Below are 20,450 nucleotides of genomic sequence, written 5' to 3'. Positions count from 1 at the left end.
CGCCTCCCACACCAGCTCCGTCAGGATCTGTTGCCGCCACTACCGCCCCCTCTACGGAGCCAAGCTCTGCTGTATCCATACGGGCGCGAGGCACGGGTTGTGTACATAACTTGGCCCGTTCAAAACCCGCCGCCACGTCACCAGCGGCCTACACCGCTACTGGCCTCAGCTGTAGTCGATGCCAGTGCTGGCGCTGCTGCCGGGGCCGGCCGCGGTGGCGTCGCCGGTGTTCTCCGCAGTGGCCGACCCGCCGCCGGCACCGCCTGGGCGCACGACCCCAGTGCTCGCACGGCCGCCATCACTGGCGTTCGCGGCACCGGTGTAGCGGGCGATGTCGACAGGCCCGGCTCCCTGGACGGCGGCTACCGCCTGCTCCAGGCTCTGGGCGAAGCCCGCATCGCGCTCGCTGGCCTCCTCCAACGCGTCCACCAGACGCCGCTGCGTACGCTCGCTGAGCTCACCCGTACTTGCGGCCTCCTCCTGGGCCACCCTCAGTGCTGGATCCGGCCCCAGCTTCGCCCCCACCAGGCCGTGCAAACGCTCGATCCCTGAATCCAGTACCCGGTCCACTTCAGCATCCGCCGACCCCGCAATCCGCCTGGCCTTGCGCACCAGGTAGGCGAACACGTACCCGACCGCGATCTCCACACCCGTCACTACAACCCCCTCGTACAACTCCCCGAAAGTAGAAACGACGCTACCCGGGAACAGCACCCAGCGGAGCAATACTCACGGCCCTACAGGCACCAACCCGTGTAGATCACCACGCGTTGATGGCGCATGATGGATCCGGCTCTGCCCGGATTTCCGTGAAGCAAGTGGAACGACGAGCGGTTATCAGTCGCGCTCCCCGTGCCCTCGGCGCAGGTCGGCCAGCACGTCGTGCGGTGACCTGCTGTCAGTGCCGCGGGCTCCTCCTTAGCGGTGTTACTCCCGAGGCCGACTTCCGGGGAGGTGGGGGAAGTCGGTTCGATCCACGCTGTGTTACCGGAACCCATGGGCTTATGGCAGACCATGGGCCCAGTACCCCCATAGCCACCAGCGCCCAGGCGCATCCCCTCCGCAGAGGGCTCCAGGCACACAGGCACCTCAACCGGTGAACGCTCGCCCACCACCGCCTGACCTCGTGCCCCAGCCGACACAGTCCTTGATCAATTCTGATGCGGACCGAATGCGGACTGCACTCGCCCAAAGCGAAGTCGCTACATCCCAAACCCCGCGTGATTCAGACGAGTTGGCCCCAGCCACGCTGGTGACCTGCGCACTGAGGTTCGCAGGTCACTGCCTAGCCAGAATCACGCCCGACAAGCCCCTGACCTGCGACATTGTGGCTATGCGCCGCACTGGCGTCCGCGACCTACGAATTTCTGCGGCGTAGGTCATGCCACGGGAGCAACCGTCTGACCTGCACCTTTACGGAAACGACAGTCGGCGGGCAGTCAGCCTTGACCACCGAGGGCCCGAAGAAAAAGCCCCGTATGTCCGATTTAAATCGGACATACGGGGCCAAAGTGAGCCGCCTTCGGGATTCGAACCCGAGACCTACGCATTACGAGTGCGTTGCTCTGGCCAACTGAGCTAAGGCGGCGATGTCGGCGGTCTGTGACCGGCAACGGGGGTTAGTCTACACAGTCCGCAGGGGTGATCCTTACGGGGTTTTCGGGTGCTGCGGGTGGTGGGACGGGTCAGCCGGTGGAGGCGGTGGCCAGCTTGGCGGCGAATCCTATGAAGAGGGCGGCGACGCCGGTGGTGAGCGCAGCGGAGAGGCGGCGCCGGCGGCGGAAGGCGTTGGCCAGGGCGGTGCCGGCGAGTATCAGCGTGGTGAGGTAGAGCACGCTGCAGAGCTGGAGGGTCGCGCCCAGGATCGTGAACGAGAGCGCGGGCCGACCGTAGCCGGGGTCGACGAACTGCACGAAGAAGGACAGCAGGAAGAGGATCGCCTTGGGGTTGAGCAGGCTGATCACCAGGGCCCGGCGGAACGGGCGCTCGCGCTCGTCCACGGGGGCGGCGGGCTCCTGGACGTCGGGGTCGGCCCTGCGTTCGCGCCACATCTGGCGGGCCGCCTTGAGCATGCCGTAGCCGATGTAGACCAGGTAGGCGGCGCCGACCAGCTTCACCGCGTCGAAGACGATCGGGGTGGCCTTGAGCAGCGAGGCGGCGCCGAGCGAGGTGAGCACGATCAGGGTGGTGTCGCCGAGGAACACCCCGCAGGCCGAGCGGAAGCCGGTGCGGACGCCGCGGCGGGCGGCCACCGAGAGCACGTACATCGAGTTGGGCCCGGGGAGCAGGACGATCAGCAGGGCGCCGACCGCGTAGGTGCTGTAGTGGACAACTCCGAACATGCCTGCCGCCTCATCCTTTCATCGCACCACCGCCTGGTGCGATGAAAGGATTGTGGCATTGATTGGGTCCTTACTTGTACCCGTTTAGTTGCACATGGTCCCCTTCGCCGGGGTGCGGCCGGTCAGCAGGTAGGTGTTGACGTCGCTGTCCACGCACGAGCTGCCGCGCTCGTAGGCAGTGTGGCCGTCGCCGTTGAAGGAGAGCAGCGTTCCCGAGTCGAGCTGGGCCGCCAGCGCCTGAGCCCAGGCGTAGGGGGTGGCCGGGTCGCGGGTGGTGCCGACGACCAGGATCGGTGCGGCGCCCTTGGCCGGGATGGTGTGCGGCTCGCCGGTGGGCTTGACCGGCCAGGAGGCGCAGGACAGGCCGGACCAGGCCAGCGTCGTGCCGAAGTGCGGCGAGGCCTTGCGGTAGGTCGGGAGCTGCTGCTCCACCTCCTGCGGCGTGGTCGCCGCCGGGGCCAGGTCCAGGCAGTTGACCGCGGCGTTGGCGGCCATCAGGTTCTGGTACTGGCCCGAGGCGGACCGCTCGTAGTACTCGTCGGACAGCGCCAGCAGACCGCTGCCGTTGCCGGCGACGGCCTGGTTGAGCGCCGCGCGCAGGGTCGGCCACTCGCCCTGGTCGTACATGGCGGAGATCACACCGGTGGTGCCCAGCGCCTCGTCCAGGGGCCGGGACGGGGAGTCCGTACTGAGCGGGTGCTTGTCCCAGGCGGCGAACAGGGCGTCCAGCCTGGTCCCGGCCTGCTGGGTGGTCGAGCCGAGCGGGCAGCTGCTCTGCTTGACGCAGTCGGCCGCGAAGGCGTTGAACGCCGTCTCGAAGCCGCCGGCCTGCTGGCTGTCCAGCTGCAGCGCGTCCAGCGAGGGGTTCATGGCGCCGTCCAGCACCAGGTGGCCCACCCGGGAGGGGAACAGCCCGGCGTAGGTGGCGCCGAGGAAGGTCCCGTAGGACTTGCCCAGGTAGTTCAGCTTGGCGTCGCCGAGCAGGGCGCGCAGGACGTCCATGTCCTTCGCCGCCTCCACCGTGCTGACGTGGCCGAGCAGGGCGCCGGAGCGCTGTTCGCAGCCCTGGGCGAAGGTCTTGTCGGCCGCCAGCAGGGTGTTGATCTCGGCCGATGAGTCGGGGGTGGTGTCGGTGGCCGCGAAGGTGTCCATCTGCTGGTTCGTCAGACAGGTCACCGGGGTGCTCCGGTTGACCCCGCGCGGGTCCATCCCGACGATGTCGTAGGCGTTCCGGATCACCGACGGGAAGCTGGTCGCCGCGTACTCGGCGTAGTCGATCGCGGAACCGCCCGGGCCACCGGGGTTGACCAGCAGCGATCCCAGGTGCTGGGAGCCCTGGCCGGACGATGTGCGGCGGACCACCGCCAGCGAGATGTCGTCGGAGCCCGACCCCGGGTTCGCGTAGTCCAGCGGGACCTTCATGGTGGTGCACTGGAAGCCCGCGTCGCAGCCGGCGCTGGTCCAGGTCAGCTTCTGGCTGTAGTAGCGCTGCAGGTCGGCCGGGATCGCGGCGGGCAGCGGCTCCAGCACCGGTGCCGCGGCCGTGGAGGCCCCGGCCGACGCGGAGGCCGAAGCCGTGGAAGCGGCGGCGGACGACGCCGCGTCCGAGCCGGAACCGGTGCTGCGGGGAGGAGCAGGTGCGGGCGAACTGCACCCGGCCACCACGACCAGGCTCGCGGACAGCACCGTCGCTGTGGCGAACCGCCGTACTACGTTCATCCGGACCTCAACTCTCTCTGCACGCAGAGGGTACCGTTCGACGCTGACAGTCACTGCCCGGTCGCCCGCACGGATGGTGCAGCGGACGCCGGCCCGGTCGGCTGCGCAGACCCCTGCGCGGCCAGAAGCTCCGTCAGATAACCGGCGGCCTGGCGGACCAGGCGGAAGCGCTCCCGGTCCGGGCTGAAGTCCTGGGCGGTCGCGGCGGTCCGCAGGTCGGTGCGCGGACGGGCGGCGAGGGCGGTGCGCAGCCGCGCCGTCGACTGCTGTCCGGCCGTGTCCGCGGCGGTGTCGGCGACCAGCAGATGGGCGGTCCCGGGTGCGGCGGCGTTCGCCCCCCGCAGCGGGAGCAGTGCCTCGTAGCGTCCCGACAGTCCGGCCGCAGCGGTGAAGAGCGGCGGGTGCGCCAACTCCTCGGCCACCGCACAGGGTGCGCCCGCGCCCAGCCCCAGCAGGGCCCAGCCCTGGGCGTCCTTGCGTACGTGGAAGCGGGCGGCCATGGCCCGGCGCAGCGCATCGGCCGGCAGTTGGGCGGTGGGGTCACAGCCCGCCAGCGGCACCACGGCGACGAAGGGATTGGCCCGGCTCAGCTCGGCGGCACTCTGCAGACCGTCGAAGACCGACCCGAGCTGGGCGGCGTCGGCCCGCACCAGCAGCACCTGGAGCGGCGTGGCGCGGCCCTGGTACTGCTTCGGCAGCCACACCCGGTACCGGCCGGGGACTCCGGGGAGCGTGCCCTCCAGCAGCTGGCCGCTGGAGGGGTGACCGACCGTCAGCAGCCCGATCGAGGACGGGGACGAGGACGGGGCGCTGGCAGCAGGACCGGTGTGCCTGGCGGCAGGTGTCCGGGCCGGCCCCTGCGGACGGGCCGAGGCCGCCGCGGCCCGGAGCGGGCGCGCGGCCGCCGCCCCGGAGCCGGTGCCGGGGTGCGGCGACAGCCCCACCGCGACTCCGCTCGCGCAGACGCAGCCGACCGCCACCACCGCTGCCGCACCGCGCAGCGCCGTGCCCCGGTAACAGGGCGTCAACTCGTACACCAGTCCGGCCCGCTGCTCGCGCCAGGCGGCCAGGGCGCTTCCGCCCGCCCATACCGCGGCCACCACTCCGAACAGCGCGAGTCCCACCCACCACAAGATCATCCAGAGGCCATCCCCCGCCTCCTCCGGCAACTCTCACCGGGGGCACCAAGTGTCACCCGAAGGAAGCAGCGTGCGGCCGTTCGCCGACTGCGCCCCCTGGACCGCGCCCACGGACCCCGCCCTCGGACCGCGCGCCATCAGAGCCGGACTGCTACCCCGCTCGCAGTGCGACGGCCATGGCCTCGACCGCCAGCAGCGGGGCGACATTGCGCTCCAGCGCCGTACGGCAGGCCAGTACGGCCTCGATCCTGCGCAGCGTCCCCTCCGGGCGCGACTCCCCGGCGACCCGCTCCACGGCCGCGCGCATCTCCTCGTTGGAGAGTTCGCCCGCGGCGCCGAACTGCACCGCCAGCACATCGCGGTAGAAGGAGGAGAGGTCGATCAGTGCGCGGTCCAGGCTGTCCCGCTGGGTGCGGGTGGCCCGGCGCTTCTGCCGGTCCTCCAGCTCCTTCATCGCCCCCGCCGTACCGCGCGGCATCCGGCCGCCGACACCGGCCGCGGCGCCCAGCGCGGCCCGCAGGTCCTCGGTCTCCTTGGCGTCGACCTCCTCGGCGACCTGCTTGGCGTCCGCGGCCGCCGCGTCGACCAGGCTCTGCGCACCGGCCAGGCAGGCGCCAAGGTCGGCGACGCGCAGCGGCAGCTTCAGCACCTCTGCCCGGCGCTCGCGCGCCCCCGCGTCCAGCGCCAGCCGGCGGGCCCGTCCGATGTGGCCCTGGGCGGCGCGGGCGGCGAAGGCCGCCATCTCCGGCTCGATGCCGTCCCTGCGCACCAGGACGTCAGCCACCGCCGCCACCGGCGGGGTGCGCAGCACCAGCAGCCGGCAGCGGGAGCGGATCGTCGGCAGCGCGTCCTCCACCGAGGGGGCGCAGAGCAGCCACACGGTCCGCTGGGCCGGCTCCTCGATGGCCTTGAGCAGGACGTTGGCGGCGCCCTCGGTGAGCCGGTCGGAGTCCTCCAGGATGATCACCTGCCAGCGTCCGCCGGCCGGGGACATCGACGCGCTGCGGACCAGTTCTCTGGTCTCCTTCACCCCGATGCTGAGCACATCGGTGCGCACCGACTCCACATCGGCGTGGCTGCCGATCAGCGCGGTGTGGCAGCCCTCGCAGAAGCCGCAGCCGGGCACCCCGCCGAGTTCCAGGTCCGGCGAGGTGCACTGGAGCGCGGCGGCGAAGGCCCGGGCGGCGGTGGCCATGCCGGAGCCGGGCGGCCCGGTGAACAGCCAGGCGTGCGTCATTCCGGTGGTGCCGGCCGCGGCGGGAGCGGCCTGCTCCTCCGCGCCGCTGCTCCGGCCGCCCTCCAGGACCGCCCGCGCCGACCTGGCGGCGGCGACCAGCTGCTCCACCACCTGTTCCTGGCCGACCAGGTCGTCCCACACGCTCACGATGTCTCCGGTCCGGTCGTGCCCCTACTGCTGTGGGACGAGCCTAACGGGCGGCACCGACAGCCCCGCTCCGTCCGTTCAGCCCTTGCCCTTGCCCGGGCCGTCCTCGGGGCCGCCGGGCCGGCCCTCGGCTTCGCGGCCGTCCCACTGGGACCACTCGTCGCGGGAGCCGAGCAGTTCGTCGGTGAGGCTGGGCAGGTCGTCCAGCGGGGTGTCCTCGGCCCAGTCGTAGCGACCGTGCTGGGGCGCCGGCGCGTCGGGGTCGACGACGGGCAGCTGACGGGTCCGCTCCACCGGCGAGACCGGCGGCTGCGGCGATCCGCCGTCCTGCGGGCGGAACAGCCACTCCGGGACCTTGTCCTGGACGCTCTCGTCGCTGCGCGGCCTGGCCGCCCGCCAGGACCTGGGCAGCTGGCGGGTCCGGTCGGGATCCTCCGGCTGCGGCAGGACTGCCGTCGGCTCGTCGGGAGAGGCCGGGTCCTGCGGGGCGGCCGGCTTCACGGCGGCACGCCCGCGGCGCGGCTTCGGGTCGTCGGTGATCCGGGGCAGCTTGGTGGTCTCGTCGGCGGCGGAGGTGGAGGCGGTCGTGGAGGACGCAGAAGCCGTCGGCGGGGTCGCCGGGGGCGTGGACGGCTTCGGCGGAGCCGCCTCGGCAGCGGCCGCAGCCGCGCGCTCGGCGTCGATCGCCTCGGCGCGACGGACCGCTTCGGCGCGCTCCTCCTCGCTGATGACCTGGGTGGGCTCCTCCGGCTCAACCGCAGCAGGCTTGGTGGCAGCGGGCTTAGCGGCAGCGGGCTTGGCGGCAACCGGCTGGGCCGCAGCGGGCGCGGCCTTCTCGGGCGCCGTGGCCTCGTCGGTCGCGGTGCCGGGCGTGGTGCCCTTGACGACCGGCATCCTGGTCGTCGCATCGCCGGACCCGGCGGTCGCAGCAGGCTTGGCGCCGCTGCCGGCACCGGCCGCCTCCGCCAGCGGGATCTCCCGGGTCTCCGCCTCCCGCGCCTCGGCGGCGGCGAGCCTGGCCTCCTCCGCACGGCGCAGCGCGTCCTCCGCACGGCGGCGCTCCTCGGCGCGCCGGACCTCGCGCTGCCGCTCCAGCTCGGCCAGTCGGGCCGCCTCGGCCTCGACCCTGCGGCGCTCCCTGGCCTCGGCCCCGCGGCGCTCCGCGTCCTCGGCCGCCCTGCGCGCCGCCTCCGCCTCGGCCTGCTTGCGGGCCTCCTCGGCGGCGAGGCGGGCGGCCTCGGCGGCCTTGCGGTCCTCCTCGGCCTGCCGGGCCTTCTCCTTCTCCTCTTCCTCCAGGCGCAGCCGCTCCAGCAGCGCCTGCTTCTCCCGCTCAGCCTTCTCGGCCTCGGCCTTCAGCCGGGCCTCCTCGGCGAGCCTGCGCTCCTCGGCCTCCCGGGCCAACCGTTCCTGCTCGGCGCGGGCGGCCCGCTCCTGCCCGGACAGCGGCAGCTCCCGGTCCAGCCGGTGCCGGATCGCGGTGCTGACGGCGGCGGGCGGCTGCGCGGCGTTGACGACCAGGTAGCGCACCGGGTCGGCGGCGGCCAGCGCCAGGAAGCCGGCGCGCACCCGGGCGTGGAAGTCCTCGGGCTCGGACTCCAGCCGGTCCAGCGCCTCGGTGAAGCGCTCGCGCGCCACGGCCGGGTCCAGGTCCAGCAGTACCGTCAGGTCGGGGACCAGTCCGTCGGTGGCCCAGCGCGAGATCCTGGCGACCTCGGCAGCCGCCAGGTCGCGTCCGGCGCCCTGGTAGGCGACCGAGGAGTCCAGGTAGCGGTCGGTGATGACGACGGCACCGCGCTCCAGCGCCGGACGGATCACCGTGTCCACGTGCTCGGCCCGGTCCGCCGCGTACAGCAGGGCCTCGGCGCGGTGCGAGATGCCGGTGTTGCCGACGTCCAGCAGCATCGCGCGGAGCCGCTGGCCGATGGCGCTGCCGCCGGGCTCGCGGGTGACCACGACCTCGTGGCCCTTGCTGCGGATCCACTCGGCCAGGGCCTGCGCCTGGGTGGACTTGCCGGAGCCGTCGCCGCCCTCCAGGGCGATGAAGTAGCCGGTGCCGGCCCGGTGCGGGACCGTCACCGGGCCGCCGCGCAGCCCGTCCCAGACGTCCCGGCTGAGCGACGCGGTGGCCCGGCGGTCGTCGGTGCGCAGGAACAGGACGACCGCGAAGACCAGCAGCAGCAGGCCGACGACCGCGAGCGAGAGGCCCGCGCCACCGTGGTCGAAGTCGACCGAACCGGCGGTCTGCCGGCCGAAGGCCGCGGCCAGCAGCGGCGCCGCCAGCAGGCCCGCCGCCGCGGCGACCCTGACCATCGACCGCAGGTGCTCGGCCACCAGCGGCTGCCGGGCCTCCTCGGTCTCCAGGTCCAGCAGCACCCGTCCGGTGCGGACGGCGACCCCGGCGGCCAGGCCCGCGACGCCCACCAGCACCAGCGCCAGCACGAAGTCCGGGACCAGCCCGGCCAACAGCAGCGCCAGCGCGGTGGTGCCCAGCGCCAGCGGCAGCAGCCGGCGGCGTCCCAGCACCGGCAGCACCGAAGCGGCGAGGTGCGCGCCCAGCGCGGGCATCGCCCCGGCGGCGAGGACCAGCAGTCCGAAGCCGACCGGCCCAGCGGCGAGGTCGTAGGCGTGCGGCAGGGCGACGCCGACGACCGACGCCATCGCGGCGACGGCCCCGGCGACCGCGAAGCTGAACATGACCGAACTGCCGGTACGACCCCGCGGCCCTTGCGCGGAGGCGGCCCCGCCGGACTGCACGTCAGCGGGGGCCCGCAGCGCCGCCAGCGGGGAGCGCGGGGCACTCGAACCCGCCGGGACGCCGGGCAGTTCCTCGAGGTAGAGCAGCACCGCAGCGGCGACCAGGAAGCCGGCCGCGCCGAACGCCGAGACGGTGCCGACGTGGTGGGCGAGCCAGTCGCCGCCCGAGGCGAGGCCGTTCTCGATCAGGCTGAACCCGGCCAGCGCCGCGGCGGCCAGCGGCAGCGCCGCATAGCCGGTCCGCCGGTCGATGTGGCGCAGCACCGGGGCCTGGTCGGCAACGGGCACACCGGGCGCCGACGACGGCAGCAGCCGGGCCGCCACGGCCTCGCGGGCGATCGCGCCGATCCGCTCGGCCGCCCCCAGCACAAAGGCGCTGACGACCAGCCAGATCGCGGCGGTGGAGTGGACCCACACCGTCCAGAACGGGGCCACCCCGATCAGCACGGCGGCCAGCACGTCCGTCCCGAACAGGCTCCAGCGGCGGTCCGCCTTATCCAGCAGCCGGTGCACCGGCCCCAGCAGCAGCACCCCAACCACCAGGGACGCGAGCAGTCGGGCGGCCAGCACGGCGGCGATCCCCAGCAGCGCGTGCCGGTAGATCTGCGCGGAGGACGACCCGGTCACCGCGACCTGGACCACCAGCACCACCAGCACCAGTAGCGCCAACCGGTCACCGACCGCGCCCAACAGCTGGGTGCGCCACAGCTTCTGGTACGAGCGCACGCGGAGCAGCGCGCCGGCCCGCTCCGGCAGGCTCCCGCCGGGGACGACGGTGAGCGGCGCTGTCGCGACAGGTTCGATGGGCTGCTCCGCACTGGTCATGTGCGCCAGCCTATCCGGAGGGCCGGACACCGAACGGACGTCCACCGTAAGTGCACGGGGTCATGACACATCTGTGACCCCAGTGCGACGCGGACGAGGCGACGCGGAGGGGGCGACGCGGAGGGGGCGACGCGCGAGGGCGGCCGCGTCCTCAGGGACGGGGCCGCCCTCGGGCGCCGGTGCGGTTACTCCACCACTCCGCTACTCCGCCGAAGCGGAGGCCTTCTCGGCGACGGCCTTCTTCGCCGGAGCCTTCTTGGCGGCAGTCGCCGTGGTGGTCTTGGCGGCCGTCTTGGCCGCCGTCTTCTTCGCGGCGGTCTTCTTGACCGTGGTGGTCTTCTTGGCCGCCGTCTTCTTCGCCGGGGCCTTCTTCGCGGGAGCCTTCTTGGCGGTCTTCTTCACCGGGCCCTTGGCGCGCTTCTCGGCCAGCAGCTCGTAGCCGCGCTCCGGGGTGATCTCCTCGACGCTGTCGTCGCGGCGCAGCGTCGCGTTGGTCTCCCCGTCGGTGACGTAGGCGCCGAAGCGGCCGTCCTTGACCACCACCGGACGCTCGCTGACCGGGTCCACGCCCAGTTCCTTCAGCGGCGGCTTGGCGGCGGCGCGTCCGCGCGCCTTGGGCTGGGCGTAGATCGCCAGCGCCTCGTCCAGGGTCACCGTGAACATCTGCTCCTCGTTCTCCAGGGAGCGCGAGTCGGTGCCCTTCTTGAGGTACGGGCCGTAGCGGCCGTTCTGCGCGGTGATCTCCACGCCCTCGGCGTCCGTGCCGACCACCCGGGGCAGGCCGAAGACCTTGAGCGCGTCCTCCAGGGTGACGGTGTCCAGGTTCATCGTGGACAGCAGCGACTGGGTCCGCGGCTTGACCGCGTTCTTGCCGGTCTTCGGCGTGCCCTCGGGCAGCACCTCGGTGAAGTACGGGCCGTAGCGGCCGTCCTTCGCCACGATCTCGTTGCCGCTGACCGGATCCTGGCCCAGCTCGCGCACGCCGCTGGGCTTGGCCAGCAGTTCCTCGGCCAGTTCGACGGTGAGCTCGTCGGGGGCCAACTCGTCCGGGACGTCGGCACGCTGCTCGCCGCGCTCCACGTACGGGCCGTAGCGGCCGACGCGGAGCATGATGCCGCTGTCCTCGATCGGGAAGGAGCTGATCTCCCTGGCGTCGATCGCGCCCAGGTCGGTGACCAGTTCCTTGAGCCCGCCGAGGTGGTCGCCGTCGCCGTTGCCGGCGTCGGCGGCGGAGGAGGCCGCGGCGCCCTCGGCGGCCTCGCCGTAGTAGAAGCGGCGCAGCCAGGGCACCGACTCGCCCTCGCCGCGGGCGATGCCGTCGAGGTCGTTCTCCATCTTCGCGGTGAAGTCGTAGTCGACCAGCCGGCCGAAGTGCTCCTCCAGCAGCCGGACCACGGCCAGCGCCAGGAACGACGGCACCAGCGCCGTCCCCTTCTTGAAGACGTAGCGGCGGGCCACGATGGTGTCGATGATCGCGGCGTAGGTGGAGGGACGGCCGATCTCGCGGTCCTCCAGCTCCTTGATCAGCGAGGCCTCGGTGAAGCGGGCCGGGGGCTTGGTGGCGTGGCCGTCGAGGTCGATCTCCTCGGCGCTGAGGGCGTCGCCCTCGGCGACCGGCGGCAGCCGGCGCTCGCGGTCGTCCAGCTCGGCGTCCGGGTCGTCGCGGCCCTCGACGTAGGCCTTGAGGAAGCCGTGGAAGGTGATGATCTTGCCGGTGGCGGAGAACTCCGCGTCCCGGCCGTCGGACGAGGTACCGGCGACCTTGACGGTGACGGACTGGCCGACCGCGTCCTTCATCTGCGAGGCGACGGTGCGCATCCAGATCAGCTCGTAGAGCCGGAACTCGTCGCCGCGCAGCCCGGTCTCGGCCGGGGTGCGGAAGCGGTCGCCGGAGGGGCGGATCGCCTCGTGCGCCTCCTGGGCGTTCTTGACCTTGGCGCTGTAGACCCGGGGCACGTCCGGCAGGTACTCGCGGCCGTAGAGCTGCTCGACCTGGGCCCGGGCGGCGCCGATCGCCGTCTCCGACAGCGTGGTCGAGTCGGTACGCATATAGGTGATGAAGCCGTTCTCGTACAGCTTCTGCGCCACGTCCATGGCCCGCTTGGCACCGAAGCCCAGCTTGCGCCCGGCCTCCTGCTGCATGGTCGTGGTGCGGAACGGCGCGTACGGGGAGCGGCGGTAGGGCTTGGCCTCGACGCTGCGGACCCGGAAGGCGGTGTCCGTCAGGGCTGCGGCCAGCGCGCGGGCGTTCTCCTCGTCCAGGTGCAGCACCTGGGCCTGGGCGGAGGCGGCCTTCAGCTGCCCCAGCGAGTCGAAGTCGCGGCCGGAGGCGACCCGGCGGCCGTCCACGGCGGAGAGCCGGGCACCGAAGGTGCCGGGGTCGCCGCCCTGGGTGCCCTTACCCGACTCGAACACCGCAGTCAGGTCCCAGTAGGAGGCCGAGCGGAAGGCGATCCGCTCCCGCTCGCGCTCGACCACCAGGCGGGTCGCCACGGACTGGACCCGGCCCGCCGAGAGCTTCGGCATGACCTTCTTCCAGAGCACCGGGGAGACCTCGTAGCCGTAGAGGCGGTCCAGGATGCGGCGCGTCTCCTGGGCGTCGACCAGGCGCTGGTTCAGCTCGCGGGGGTTGTTGACGGCGGCCTGGATGGCGTCCTTGGTGATCTCGTGGAACACCATGCGGTGCACCGGCACCTTGGGGCGCAGCACCTCCTGGAGGTGCCAGGCGATGGCCTCCCCCTCGCGGTCCTCATCGGTGGCGAGGAAGAGTTCGTCGGCGTCCTTCAGCAGCGACTTGAGCTTGGCGACCTGGGACTTCTTGTCGGCGTTGACGACATAGATGGGCTCGAAGTCGTGTTCGACGTCGATGCCGAGCCGGCGCACCTCGCCGGTGTAGCCGTCCGGCACCTCGGCGGCCGTGCCGGGGAGGTCGCGGATATGCCCGACGCTCGCCTCGACCACATATCCGGGGCCGAGATAGCCCTTGATCGTCTTCGCCTTGGCCGGCGACTCGACGATCACGAGTCGCTGACCTTCGCGTGCGGTCTCGCTGGTCGGGGACACCTTCGCTCTTCTCTCCCGGTCGAGTGGGGATGGTGGGGCCGCTCGCGTCGATGAAGCCCTGAGAGCGGAGTGTGACCGCACTCAGGTCCCCCTTGTCAAACGGACGAATCCCGATTTGTTGCCTGCGCCGTCCGACCGACGCCCCTCGAACGGTAACCCGACGGCAAGGGTTCCTGCCGTGCAGATCACCGCCAAAGGCTGGCCGAAAGCGGCCTGCGGCAGCTCACCGGCGGTTCAGAACGCCTGGTCGGAGCCGTTCCGGCGGCCCGGCGGCGCTGTCGGCGAACCACCCGCAGGTGACCGTCGACGGACAGACCGGACAAGCCGGATGATAGGACTGCGTCACCTCGGCGTGTCGGACAGGGGTCCACCTTCGGCGTGTTCTGCGGCCATCCGGCTGCACGCGAACCGATCGGTCTGGTACTCCGCCCCCAGGGCAGACCGGCGCAGCCCGGAGCAGCCCGGGCGCGGTGCTAGAACGCGCCGACGAACAGCGCCACCCCGGAGCCGGCGAACGCCAGTCCCAGCAGCAGCCAGAAGACGTCGCTGCGGGACTGCCCGCCGCCCTCCACCGCCACCTGCTCCGGGGCGGCCGGGTCGTAGAAGACCGGGACCAGGGAGTCGACGGTCAGCCCGCTGGTCCGGCGGATGGTGGTCCAGCCGCGCGGGCGCGCCACCACCTCGCCGTGGCCGTCGACCAGGTAGCCGAGCACCGGGGCGGTGTCGGCATGGTCCGTGAGCCCGTCCGGATCGGGCAGCACCCTGGCCATCCCGGAGACACCGCTGCGCCGCAGCCGGCGGCGGATCCGGACCTCGCCGGCGCACCAGACCAGGACCCCGGCGCCGAACAGGGCGAACCACACCCCGGTGAACACGCTCAATGGAGTACCCACGCTGCTTCCCCGCCCCGCCCGTTCCAAGCTCAGTGGTCAATTCATACGAACGTCACACTGGCAGCGGTCCAGCAACGCCCGGCGCCCTACCGGCGTACGCCGGGCGGCGTGAGGGTGAACGGAGGCTCGGAGAACGGTGGGCTCGGAGAATGGTGGCTCCGAGAACGGTCGCTCGGAGAACGGGGTGGCGGGTCAGCCCCGCGGATCCGGCTCGGCGGTGAGCGGCTCCAGGAAGCCCTGTTCGACCAGCATCCGGATCTGCTCCGGGGTGCGGTCCCGCAGCAGCACCGGGTCCTCCTCGATCAGGGCGGCGATGGCGTCCAGGATCTCCCCGGCCGTCAGCTCGCCGTCGCACACGCCGACGAAGCCGGCCCCGACCGTGTCGACCTTGGTGGCCCGGCGCATCCCCCGGTTCTGACGCAGGATCACATGCTCGGGGTGCTCCGCGCCCGGGGTGCCGACCTGCTCCTGGACCACCTCCTCGGTGAGCCGGTAGCGGGTCGCCAGCAGGGCGGCGTCGTCGTGGCCGCGCAGGAAGTCCTGGCGGGCGAACCAGCCCTCGATGTGCGGGCCGAGCGGCTGCTCCACGGTGTGCGGCCACTCCTCCAGGTGCAGCACCGGGGTGCGGCCGGGCCCGGCGTCCCCGGCCGCGACCGGCTTGCGCAGGGTGATCCAGCCGAAGCCGACGCCCTCGACCTTGGCCGCCTCGAAGGCGTCCAGCCACTCCCCGTAGCGCCGGTCGTAGCTCTCCCGCGACTCGCGGTGGTCGCCGCCGTCGCGCAGCCACAGCTCGGCGTACTGGGTGACGTCCTGGACCTCGCGCTGCACCACCCAGGCGTCGCAGCCGGTGCCGGCGATCCAGCCGGACACCCGCTCGCGCCAGTCCTCGCCGCGCACGTGCTGCCAGTTGGCGAGCAGCTGGCAGTAGCCGCCCGGTTCCAGGTACCGCCCGGCCCCGGCGACCAGGCTGCGGCACAGCTCGTCGCCGGCCATGCCGCCGTCGCGGTAGGTGAAACGACCGGACGGGGAGATCACGAACGGCGGGTTGGAGACGATCAGGTCGAAGGTCTCGCCGTCCCCCACCGGCTCGAACAGGCTGCCCCGGCGGGTCTCCACCTGGGTCAGCCCGGACAGCGCCATGGTCAGCGCGGTGAAGTGCAGCGCACGCGGGTTGACGTCGGTGGCGACCACCTCGGCGCTGTGGCGGGCGGCGTGCAGGGCCTGCACGCCGGAGCCGGTGCCCAGGTCCAGCACCCGGCGCACGGGGCGGCGCACGGTGATGTTGGCCAGCGTGGTGGACGCGCCGCCCACCCCCAGCACCAGCTCCGAGCGGGGCACGTCGCCCTGCTCGGCGCCGGCCCCGATACCGCCGGCCCCGCCGACGGCGCAGCCCAGGTCCGAGACGATCCAGGCGTCCGCGCCGCCGGCGTCGGTCCGCCCCGCGATCTCGGCGGCGTACGGGCGCACGTCCACCGTGGCGCCGACCTCCTCGCCGCTGCGTACCAGCCAGCCCCCGGCGAGGCAGTCCTCGACCGGCAGTGCCGCCGCCGCGGCCGCGTACGGCACCGGGCGCTGCAGCAGGAACAGCCGCAGCAGGGTCTCCCGGGGGCTGCCGCCGCCGGTGGCCCGGAGCGCGGGCACGGTCTCGCTGCGGGCGAGCGCGGAGTACGCGGCCGCGCCGAGCAGGTCCAGGCAGCCGTCGGCGGTGAAGTCCGCGGCGAGGAACGCCGCGCGGAGCCGACCCGCGAGCTCGGGGTCGTACGCCGGGCGCGGGGCGGCGGTGCTGGTGCTCGTGCTGGCACTGTTGCTGGTCGTCACGGGGCCATTGTCCCCCGCTGCGGGGTCAGTGGGCCGACGCTGAGGCCGACGGTTCGGCGGAGGACGAGGCGGAGGCAGAGGCGGACTTCGAGGCGGAGGCAGAGGAGGATGCCTTGGCGCCGGCCGACGCTCCGGCCGCGGCGCTGCCGCTGGGGCTCGCCGAGGCCGTGGACGACGCTCCGCCTGTCGCCGTGCCCGCGCCCGCGGACGTCGCCGACGTCGCCCCCGCTGTCGCGCTCACGCTCTTGCAGCCCGGCTGCTTGGCGAGCGCGGTCCCCAGATCACCGGTCTGCAGCTTCTGCAGCGCCGCCGTGGACAGCTCGGCGAGCTGCTGCACCTGGTCGCTCACCCCCTTCAGCCCGGCCGCGAACTTGGCCTGGTCACCGGACGGCAGGGACTGCACGGTCTGCTGCACCTTGGTGTAGCCGCCGGCCGCCTGGTTCAGCTCGGTGACCGCGTCCGCCTGCGTCTGGGCGCCGTTGTCCGTCGCGGGCGCGCCGGCCTGCTGCACGGCCTGGGCGATCCCGGTGTTGGCGGTGGCGAGCGAGCCGAAGTCGGAGGCCAGCCGGGCCTGCAGGGCCTTGGGCGTCTCCCCGCTCTTGACCGCCCCGGTGTCGGCGAGCGCGGTGTTGGACTGCTGCACCGGGGCCTGCAGCCCGCCGCAGACCGTCTTCGCCCAGGCGTCCAGCTTGGCCCCGTTGCCGCTGCTGCAGGCGGTGGCGCCCAACGCGAGCAGGGCGGCGGGGGCCGCGAGCCTCAGCCACTTCTTCGTCACCACGGGGTCCTCTCCATCACACGGGTCCTTGGGAACCTACACGGCGGGCGGGTGCGGACTGCCGGGAGGAGGTGATTTGTGGAGGTTCGGTGGGGAGTTGGGAGTCGCGGGCGGGGGAAACGGGAAGGCTCCCGGCGTCGTCCCCCTGTCCTCCCGCCGTGGGCCCGACTACCGTACCGACCAGTCGGTCTGCCATATCCATATGCCAACCCTTCGGAGGTCGGACCCATGCCCCGTACCGCTGCCAACACCCAGGGCGTCGAGCTCGAGTACGACTGCTTCGGCTCCCCCGACGACCCGGTCCTGCTGCTGGTCATGGGCCTGGGCGCGCAGATGACGGCCTGGCCGGAGGGGCTGTGCGCGGCCATCGCCGCACGCGGCTTCCGGGTGGTCCGCTTCGACAACAGGGACGCCGGGCTGTCCACCTTCATGGACGCGGGTCGCCAGCCCGACCTGGGGGCGATCCTGCACGGCGACCCCTCCAGCGCGCCCTACCTGCTCGGCGACATGGCCCTGGACGCGGTGTCGCTGCTGGACGCGCTGGGGGTGGACCGGGCCCACATCGTCGGCGCCTCGATGGGCGGCATGATCGTGCAGCAGCTGGCGATCGACCGTCCGGAGCGGGTGCTCAGCCTCTGCTCGATCATGTCGCTCCCCGGCGACCGGGTCAGCGGAGGGTCCACCCCCGAGGCCGGCGCCGTGCTGATGCGGGCCCGGCCGGAGAACCGGGAGGAGGCGATAGCCGTGGGGGTGTCGGCGTCACAGGTGATCGGCTCGCCCGGCTACCCGGAGGACCCCGAGGAACTGCGCGAGCGGATCGCCGCCGCGCTGGAGCGGCAGAGCCGCTCGGACGGCTTCGGACGGCAGTTCGCGGCGATAGTGGCCTCGCCGGACCGCACACCGGGACTGCGCGAACTGGACCTGCCGACGCTGGTCATCCACGGCGCGGACGACCCGCTGGTCGACCGCAGCGGCGGCGAGGCCACGGCCAAGGCCGTGCCCGGCGCGGAACTGCTGCTGGTGCCCGGAATGGGGCACAACCTGCCGGAGCCGCTCTGGCCGGAGGTGGTCGACGCCATCGCCGCGAACGCCGGGCGGGCCAAGGCCCTGGCGTAGGCGGCGACGGCGTCCGGACCCGCGTCCTCGACCGAGCGACCGAGGGACCGTCAGGCGACGGCGGAGGGGGTGTGCGTGCTCTCCCCGTCGCCGTCCCCCTGCTTGACCACGGTGGCGACGGCCTCCGTCGGCTCCGCGCCGACGGCGATGCCGCGCCGCTTGGAGATCCACACCGCGGTGACGATCACCACGATGCAGAGCACCCCGATGCCGACCCGCAGGCCCACATTGGCGTCCTTGCCGAAGCTGAACTTCACGATGGCCGGGGCGACCAGCAGCGAGACCAGGTTCATCACCTTGAGCAGCGGGTTGATGGCCGGGCCCGCGGTGTCCTTGAACGGGTCGCCCACCGTGTCACCGATGATGGTGGCCTCGTGGGCGGAGCTGCCCTTGCCGCCGTGGTTGCCCTCCTCCACCAGCTTCTTGGCGTTGTCCCAGGCACCGCCGGAGTTGGCCAGGAAGATCGCCATCAGCGTGCCCGCGCCGATCGCCCCGGCCAGGTAGGAGCCGAGCGAGCCGACGCCGAGCAGGAAGCCCACCGCGATCGGGGCCAGCACCGCCAGCAGGCCGGGGGTGGCCAGCTCGCGCAGGGCGTCCCGGGTGCAGATGTCCACCACCCGCCCGTAGTCCGGGAGTTCGGTTCCCTCCATGATCCCGGGCTTGGTGCGGAACTGCTCCCGCACCTCAAACACCACCGAACCGGCCGAACGCGAGACCGCGTTGATGGCCAGACCGGAGAAGAGGAACACCACAGCCGCCCCGAGCAGCAGCCCGACCAGGTTGTTGGGCTGGGAGATGTCCAGGCTGAGGCTCAGGCCGTGGGCCGCCGGCCCCACCTGCGCCTCGGCGGTGGATATCGCGTCGGTGTAGGACCCGAACAGGGCCGTGGCCGCCAGGACCGCGGTGGCGATGGCGATGCCCTTGGTGATGGCCTTGGTGGTGTTGCCGACCGCGTCCAGCTCGGTCAGCACCTGGGCGCCCGCGCCGGTCACGTCGCCCGACATCTCGGCGATGCCCTGGGCGTTGTCCGAGACCGGGCCGAAGGTGTCCATGGCGACGATCACGCCGACGGTGGTCAGCAGTCCGGTTCCGGCCAGGGCGACCGCGAACAGCGCCAGGATCAGCGAGCCGCCGCCGAGCAGGTAGGCCCCGTACACGGCCGCGCCGATGACGACGGCGGAGTAGACGGCGGACTCCAGGCCGAGCGAGACACCGGCCAGGACGACGGTGGCGGGGCCGGTGAGCGAGCTCTTGCCGACATCGGTGACCGGCCGCCGGTTGGTCTCGGTGAAGTAGCCGGTGAGCTGCTGGATCACCGCGGCCAGGACGATGCCGATGGCGACAGCGGCGAGCGCGAAGACCCGCGGGTTGCCGCTGTGCTGGCTGATCGCCTCGGGGACGCCCTTGAGGTCGCTGAAGCGGCCCGGCAGGAAGGCGAAGACCGCCGCCACCACCAGGACCAGGGAGAACGCCGCGGAGATGAAGAAGCCCCGGTTGATCGCGGTCATCCCGCTGCGGTCCCGGCTGCGCGGGGAGACCGCGAAGATGCCCAGGACCGCGGTGATCACCCCGATGGCCGGGACGACCAGCGGGAAGGTGAGACCGTCGTCGCCGAAGGCGGCCTTCCCCAGGATCAGCGCGGCGACCAGGGTGACCGCGTAGGACTCGAAGAGGTCCGCGGCCATGCCGGCGCAGTCGCCGACGTTGTCGCCCACGTTGTCGGCGATGGTGGCGGCGTTGCGGGGGTCGTCCTCGGGGATGCCCTGCTCGACCTTGCCGACCAGGTCGGCGCCGACGTCGGCGGCCTTGGTGAAGATGCCGCCGCCGACACGCATGAACATCGCCAGCAGGGCGGCGCCGAAGCCGAAGCCCTCCAGCACCTTGGCGGCGTTGTCCTTGTAGATCAGGACCACCAGGGCGGCCCCGAACAGGCCGAGCCCCACGGTGATCATGCCGACCACGCCGCCGGTGCGGAAGGCGATCCGCATGCCCTGGTGTGAGACGGCCCGGATGTCGGGCTCCTGCCCGGCGCCGGCGGGACTGTCGGGATCAGGGGTGGCGGCGCGGGCGGCGGCGGCGACCCGGACGTTGCTGCGTACCGCGAGCCGCATGCCGATGTAGCCGGTCAGGGCCGAGAACCCGGCTCCGACCAGGAAGAAGATGGAGCGTCCGATCCGCTGCGACCAGTTGTCGGCGGGCAGCAGGAGCAGCAGGAAGACCACCGCTGCGGCGAACACCCCCAGGGTGCGGAACTGCCGTGCCAGGTAGGCGTTGGCGCCCTCCTGCACGGCAGCGGCGATGCGCTTCATGGACTCGGTGCCCTGGTCGGCGGCGAGGACCTGACGGACCAGCAGCCAGGCCACCCCGAGGGCGGCCAGGGCGATGACGGCGACGACGATCACGATGGTGCGGCCGCCGCCGGTGAGCACGGCCGAGACCGGCGCAGGGGCGGCGGATAGTGCGCTCGATGGAGCACCGGAGAAGATGAGCCCGGCCATTCGTCCTCCTTGACGTCTGGCTCGTGCGCCGGGCAGGGCTGTGGAGACGGTTGGGTCCACTCGGCGCGCGGGCGAGGTGGGGCCGTGTCTCTCCGACGGTGTTTCCCTGATGCCTGGTGTGACT

12 protein-coding genes and 1 tRNA gene are annotated in these 20,450 nt (G+C 72.7%); 1 reads left to right on the top strand and 12 read right to left on the bottom strand.

The genetic code is table 11. The features are described 5' to 3' along the window. Positions 1-165: 165 nt before the first annotated feature. From IF29_RS44885 to IF29_RS0113975, 11 genes are all read right to left on the bottom strand, one after another. Complete coding sequence (locus tag IF29_RS44885) at positions 166-648, bottom strand: chromosome partitioning protein (protein ID WP_157623734.1); 483 nt, start codon at positions 646-648, stop codon at positions 166-168. An 866-nt stretch (positions 649-1,514) separates the two neighbouring features. After that, positions 1,515-1,588: transfer RNA gene (locus IF29_RS0114020), tRNA-Thr, on the bottom strand. 97 nt (positions 1,589-1,685) lie between these two features. Further along, positions 1,686-2,342, bottom strand: a complete 657-nt coding sequence (leuE, locus tag IF29_RS0114015; protein WP_030253953.1) for a leucine efflux protein LeuE — start codon at positions 2,340-2,342, stop codon at positions 1,686-1,688. A gap of 84 nt (positions 2,343-2,426) precedes the next feature. Then, positions 2,427-4,061 (bottom strand): alpha/beta hydrolase, encoded by a 1,635-nt coding sequence (locus IF29_RS0114010; protein WP_030253951.1) that lies wholly within the window; start codon positions 4,059-4,061, stop codon positions 2,427-2,429. Between the two features lie 50 nt (positions 4,062-4,111). Further along, positions 4,112-5,200, bottom strand: coding sequence for an alpha/beta hydrolase (locus IF29_RS0114005; protein ID WP_030253949.1), 1,089 nt, complete (start codon positions 5,198-5,200; stop codon positions 4,112-4,114). A gap of 151 nt (positions 5,201-5,351) precedes the next feature. Further along, positions 5,352-6,584, bottom strand: coding sequence for a DNA polymerase III subunit delta' (locus tag IF29_RS0114000; RefSeq protein WP_030253947.1), 1,233 nt, complete (start codon positions 6,582-6,584; stop codon positions 5,352-5,354). Between the two features lie 78 nt (positions 6,585-6,662). Then, positions 6,663-10,163, bottom strand: coding sequence for a dTMP kinase (gene tmk / locus IF29_RS0113995; RefSeq protein ID WP_030253945.1), 3,501 nt, complete (start codon positions 10,161-10,163; stop codon positions 6,663-6,665). A gap of 201 nt (positions 10,164-10,364) precedes the next feature. Further along, the gene (gene topA / locus IF29_RS0113990; protein ID WP_030253943.1) at positions 10,365-13,226 is read right to left on the bottom strand and encodes a type I DNA topoisomerase; all 2,862 of its coding nucleotides are present in this window, start codon (positions 13,224-13,226) and stop codon (positions 10,365-10,367) included. Positions 13,227-13,699: 473 nt separating this feature from the next. Further along, positions 13,700-14,119 (bottom strand): DUF3592 domain-containing protein, encoded by a 420-nt coding sequence (locus tag IF29_RS0113985; protein WP_157623733.1) that lies wholly within the window; start codon positions 14,117-14,119, stop codon positions 13,700-13,702. A 192-nt stretch (positions 14,120-14,311) separates the two neighbouring features. Continuing rightward, a complete protein-coding gene (locus IF29_RS0113980; RefSeq protein WP_030253939.1) occupies positions 14,312-15,937 on the bottom strand; it encodes a DUF7059 domain-containing protein in 1,626 nt (541 codons plus the stop codon). Positions 15,938-15,962: 25 nt separating this feature from the next. After that, positions 15,963-16,712, bottom strand: coding sequence for a small secreted protein (locus IF29_RS0113975; RefSeq protein WP_157623732.1), 750 nt, complete (start codon positions 16,710-16,712; stop codon positions 15,963-15,965). Between the two features lie 228 nt (positions 16,713-16,940). Here IF29_RS0113975 and IF29_RS0113970 point away from each other — a divergent pair, with 228 nt between their 5' ends. Next, positions 16,941-17,828, top strand: a complete 888-nt coding sequence (locus IF29_RS0113970) for an alpha/beta fold hydrolase (RefSeq protein WP_030253936.1) — start codon at positions 16,941-16,943, stop codon at positions 17,826-17,828. A 50-nt stretch (positions 17,829-17,878) separates the two neighbouring features. Here the strand turns inward: IF29_RS0113970 and IF29_RS0113965 are convergent, their stop codons facing one another. After that, a complete protein-coding gene (locus IF29_RS0113965) occupies positions 17,879-20,326 on the bottom strand; it encodes a sodium-translocating pyrophosphatase (protein WP_084714156.1) in 2,448 nt (815 codons plus the stop codon). Positions 20,327-20,450 lie beyond the last annotated feature (124 nt).

Source organism: Streptacidiphilus jeojiense (assembly GCF_000719095.1).
Taxonomy (GTDB): Bacteria; Actinomycetota; Actinomycetes; order Streptomycetales; family Streptomycetaceae; genus Streptacidiphilus; species Streptacidiphilus jeojiensis.
Note: the sequence above shows the minus strand (reverse complement) of the source record. Positions and strands in the feature narration are given on the sequence as shown.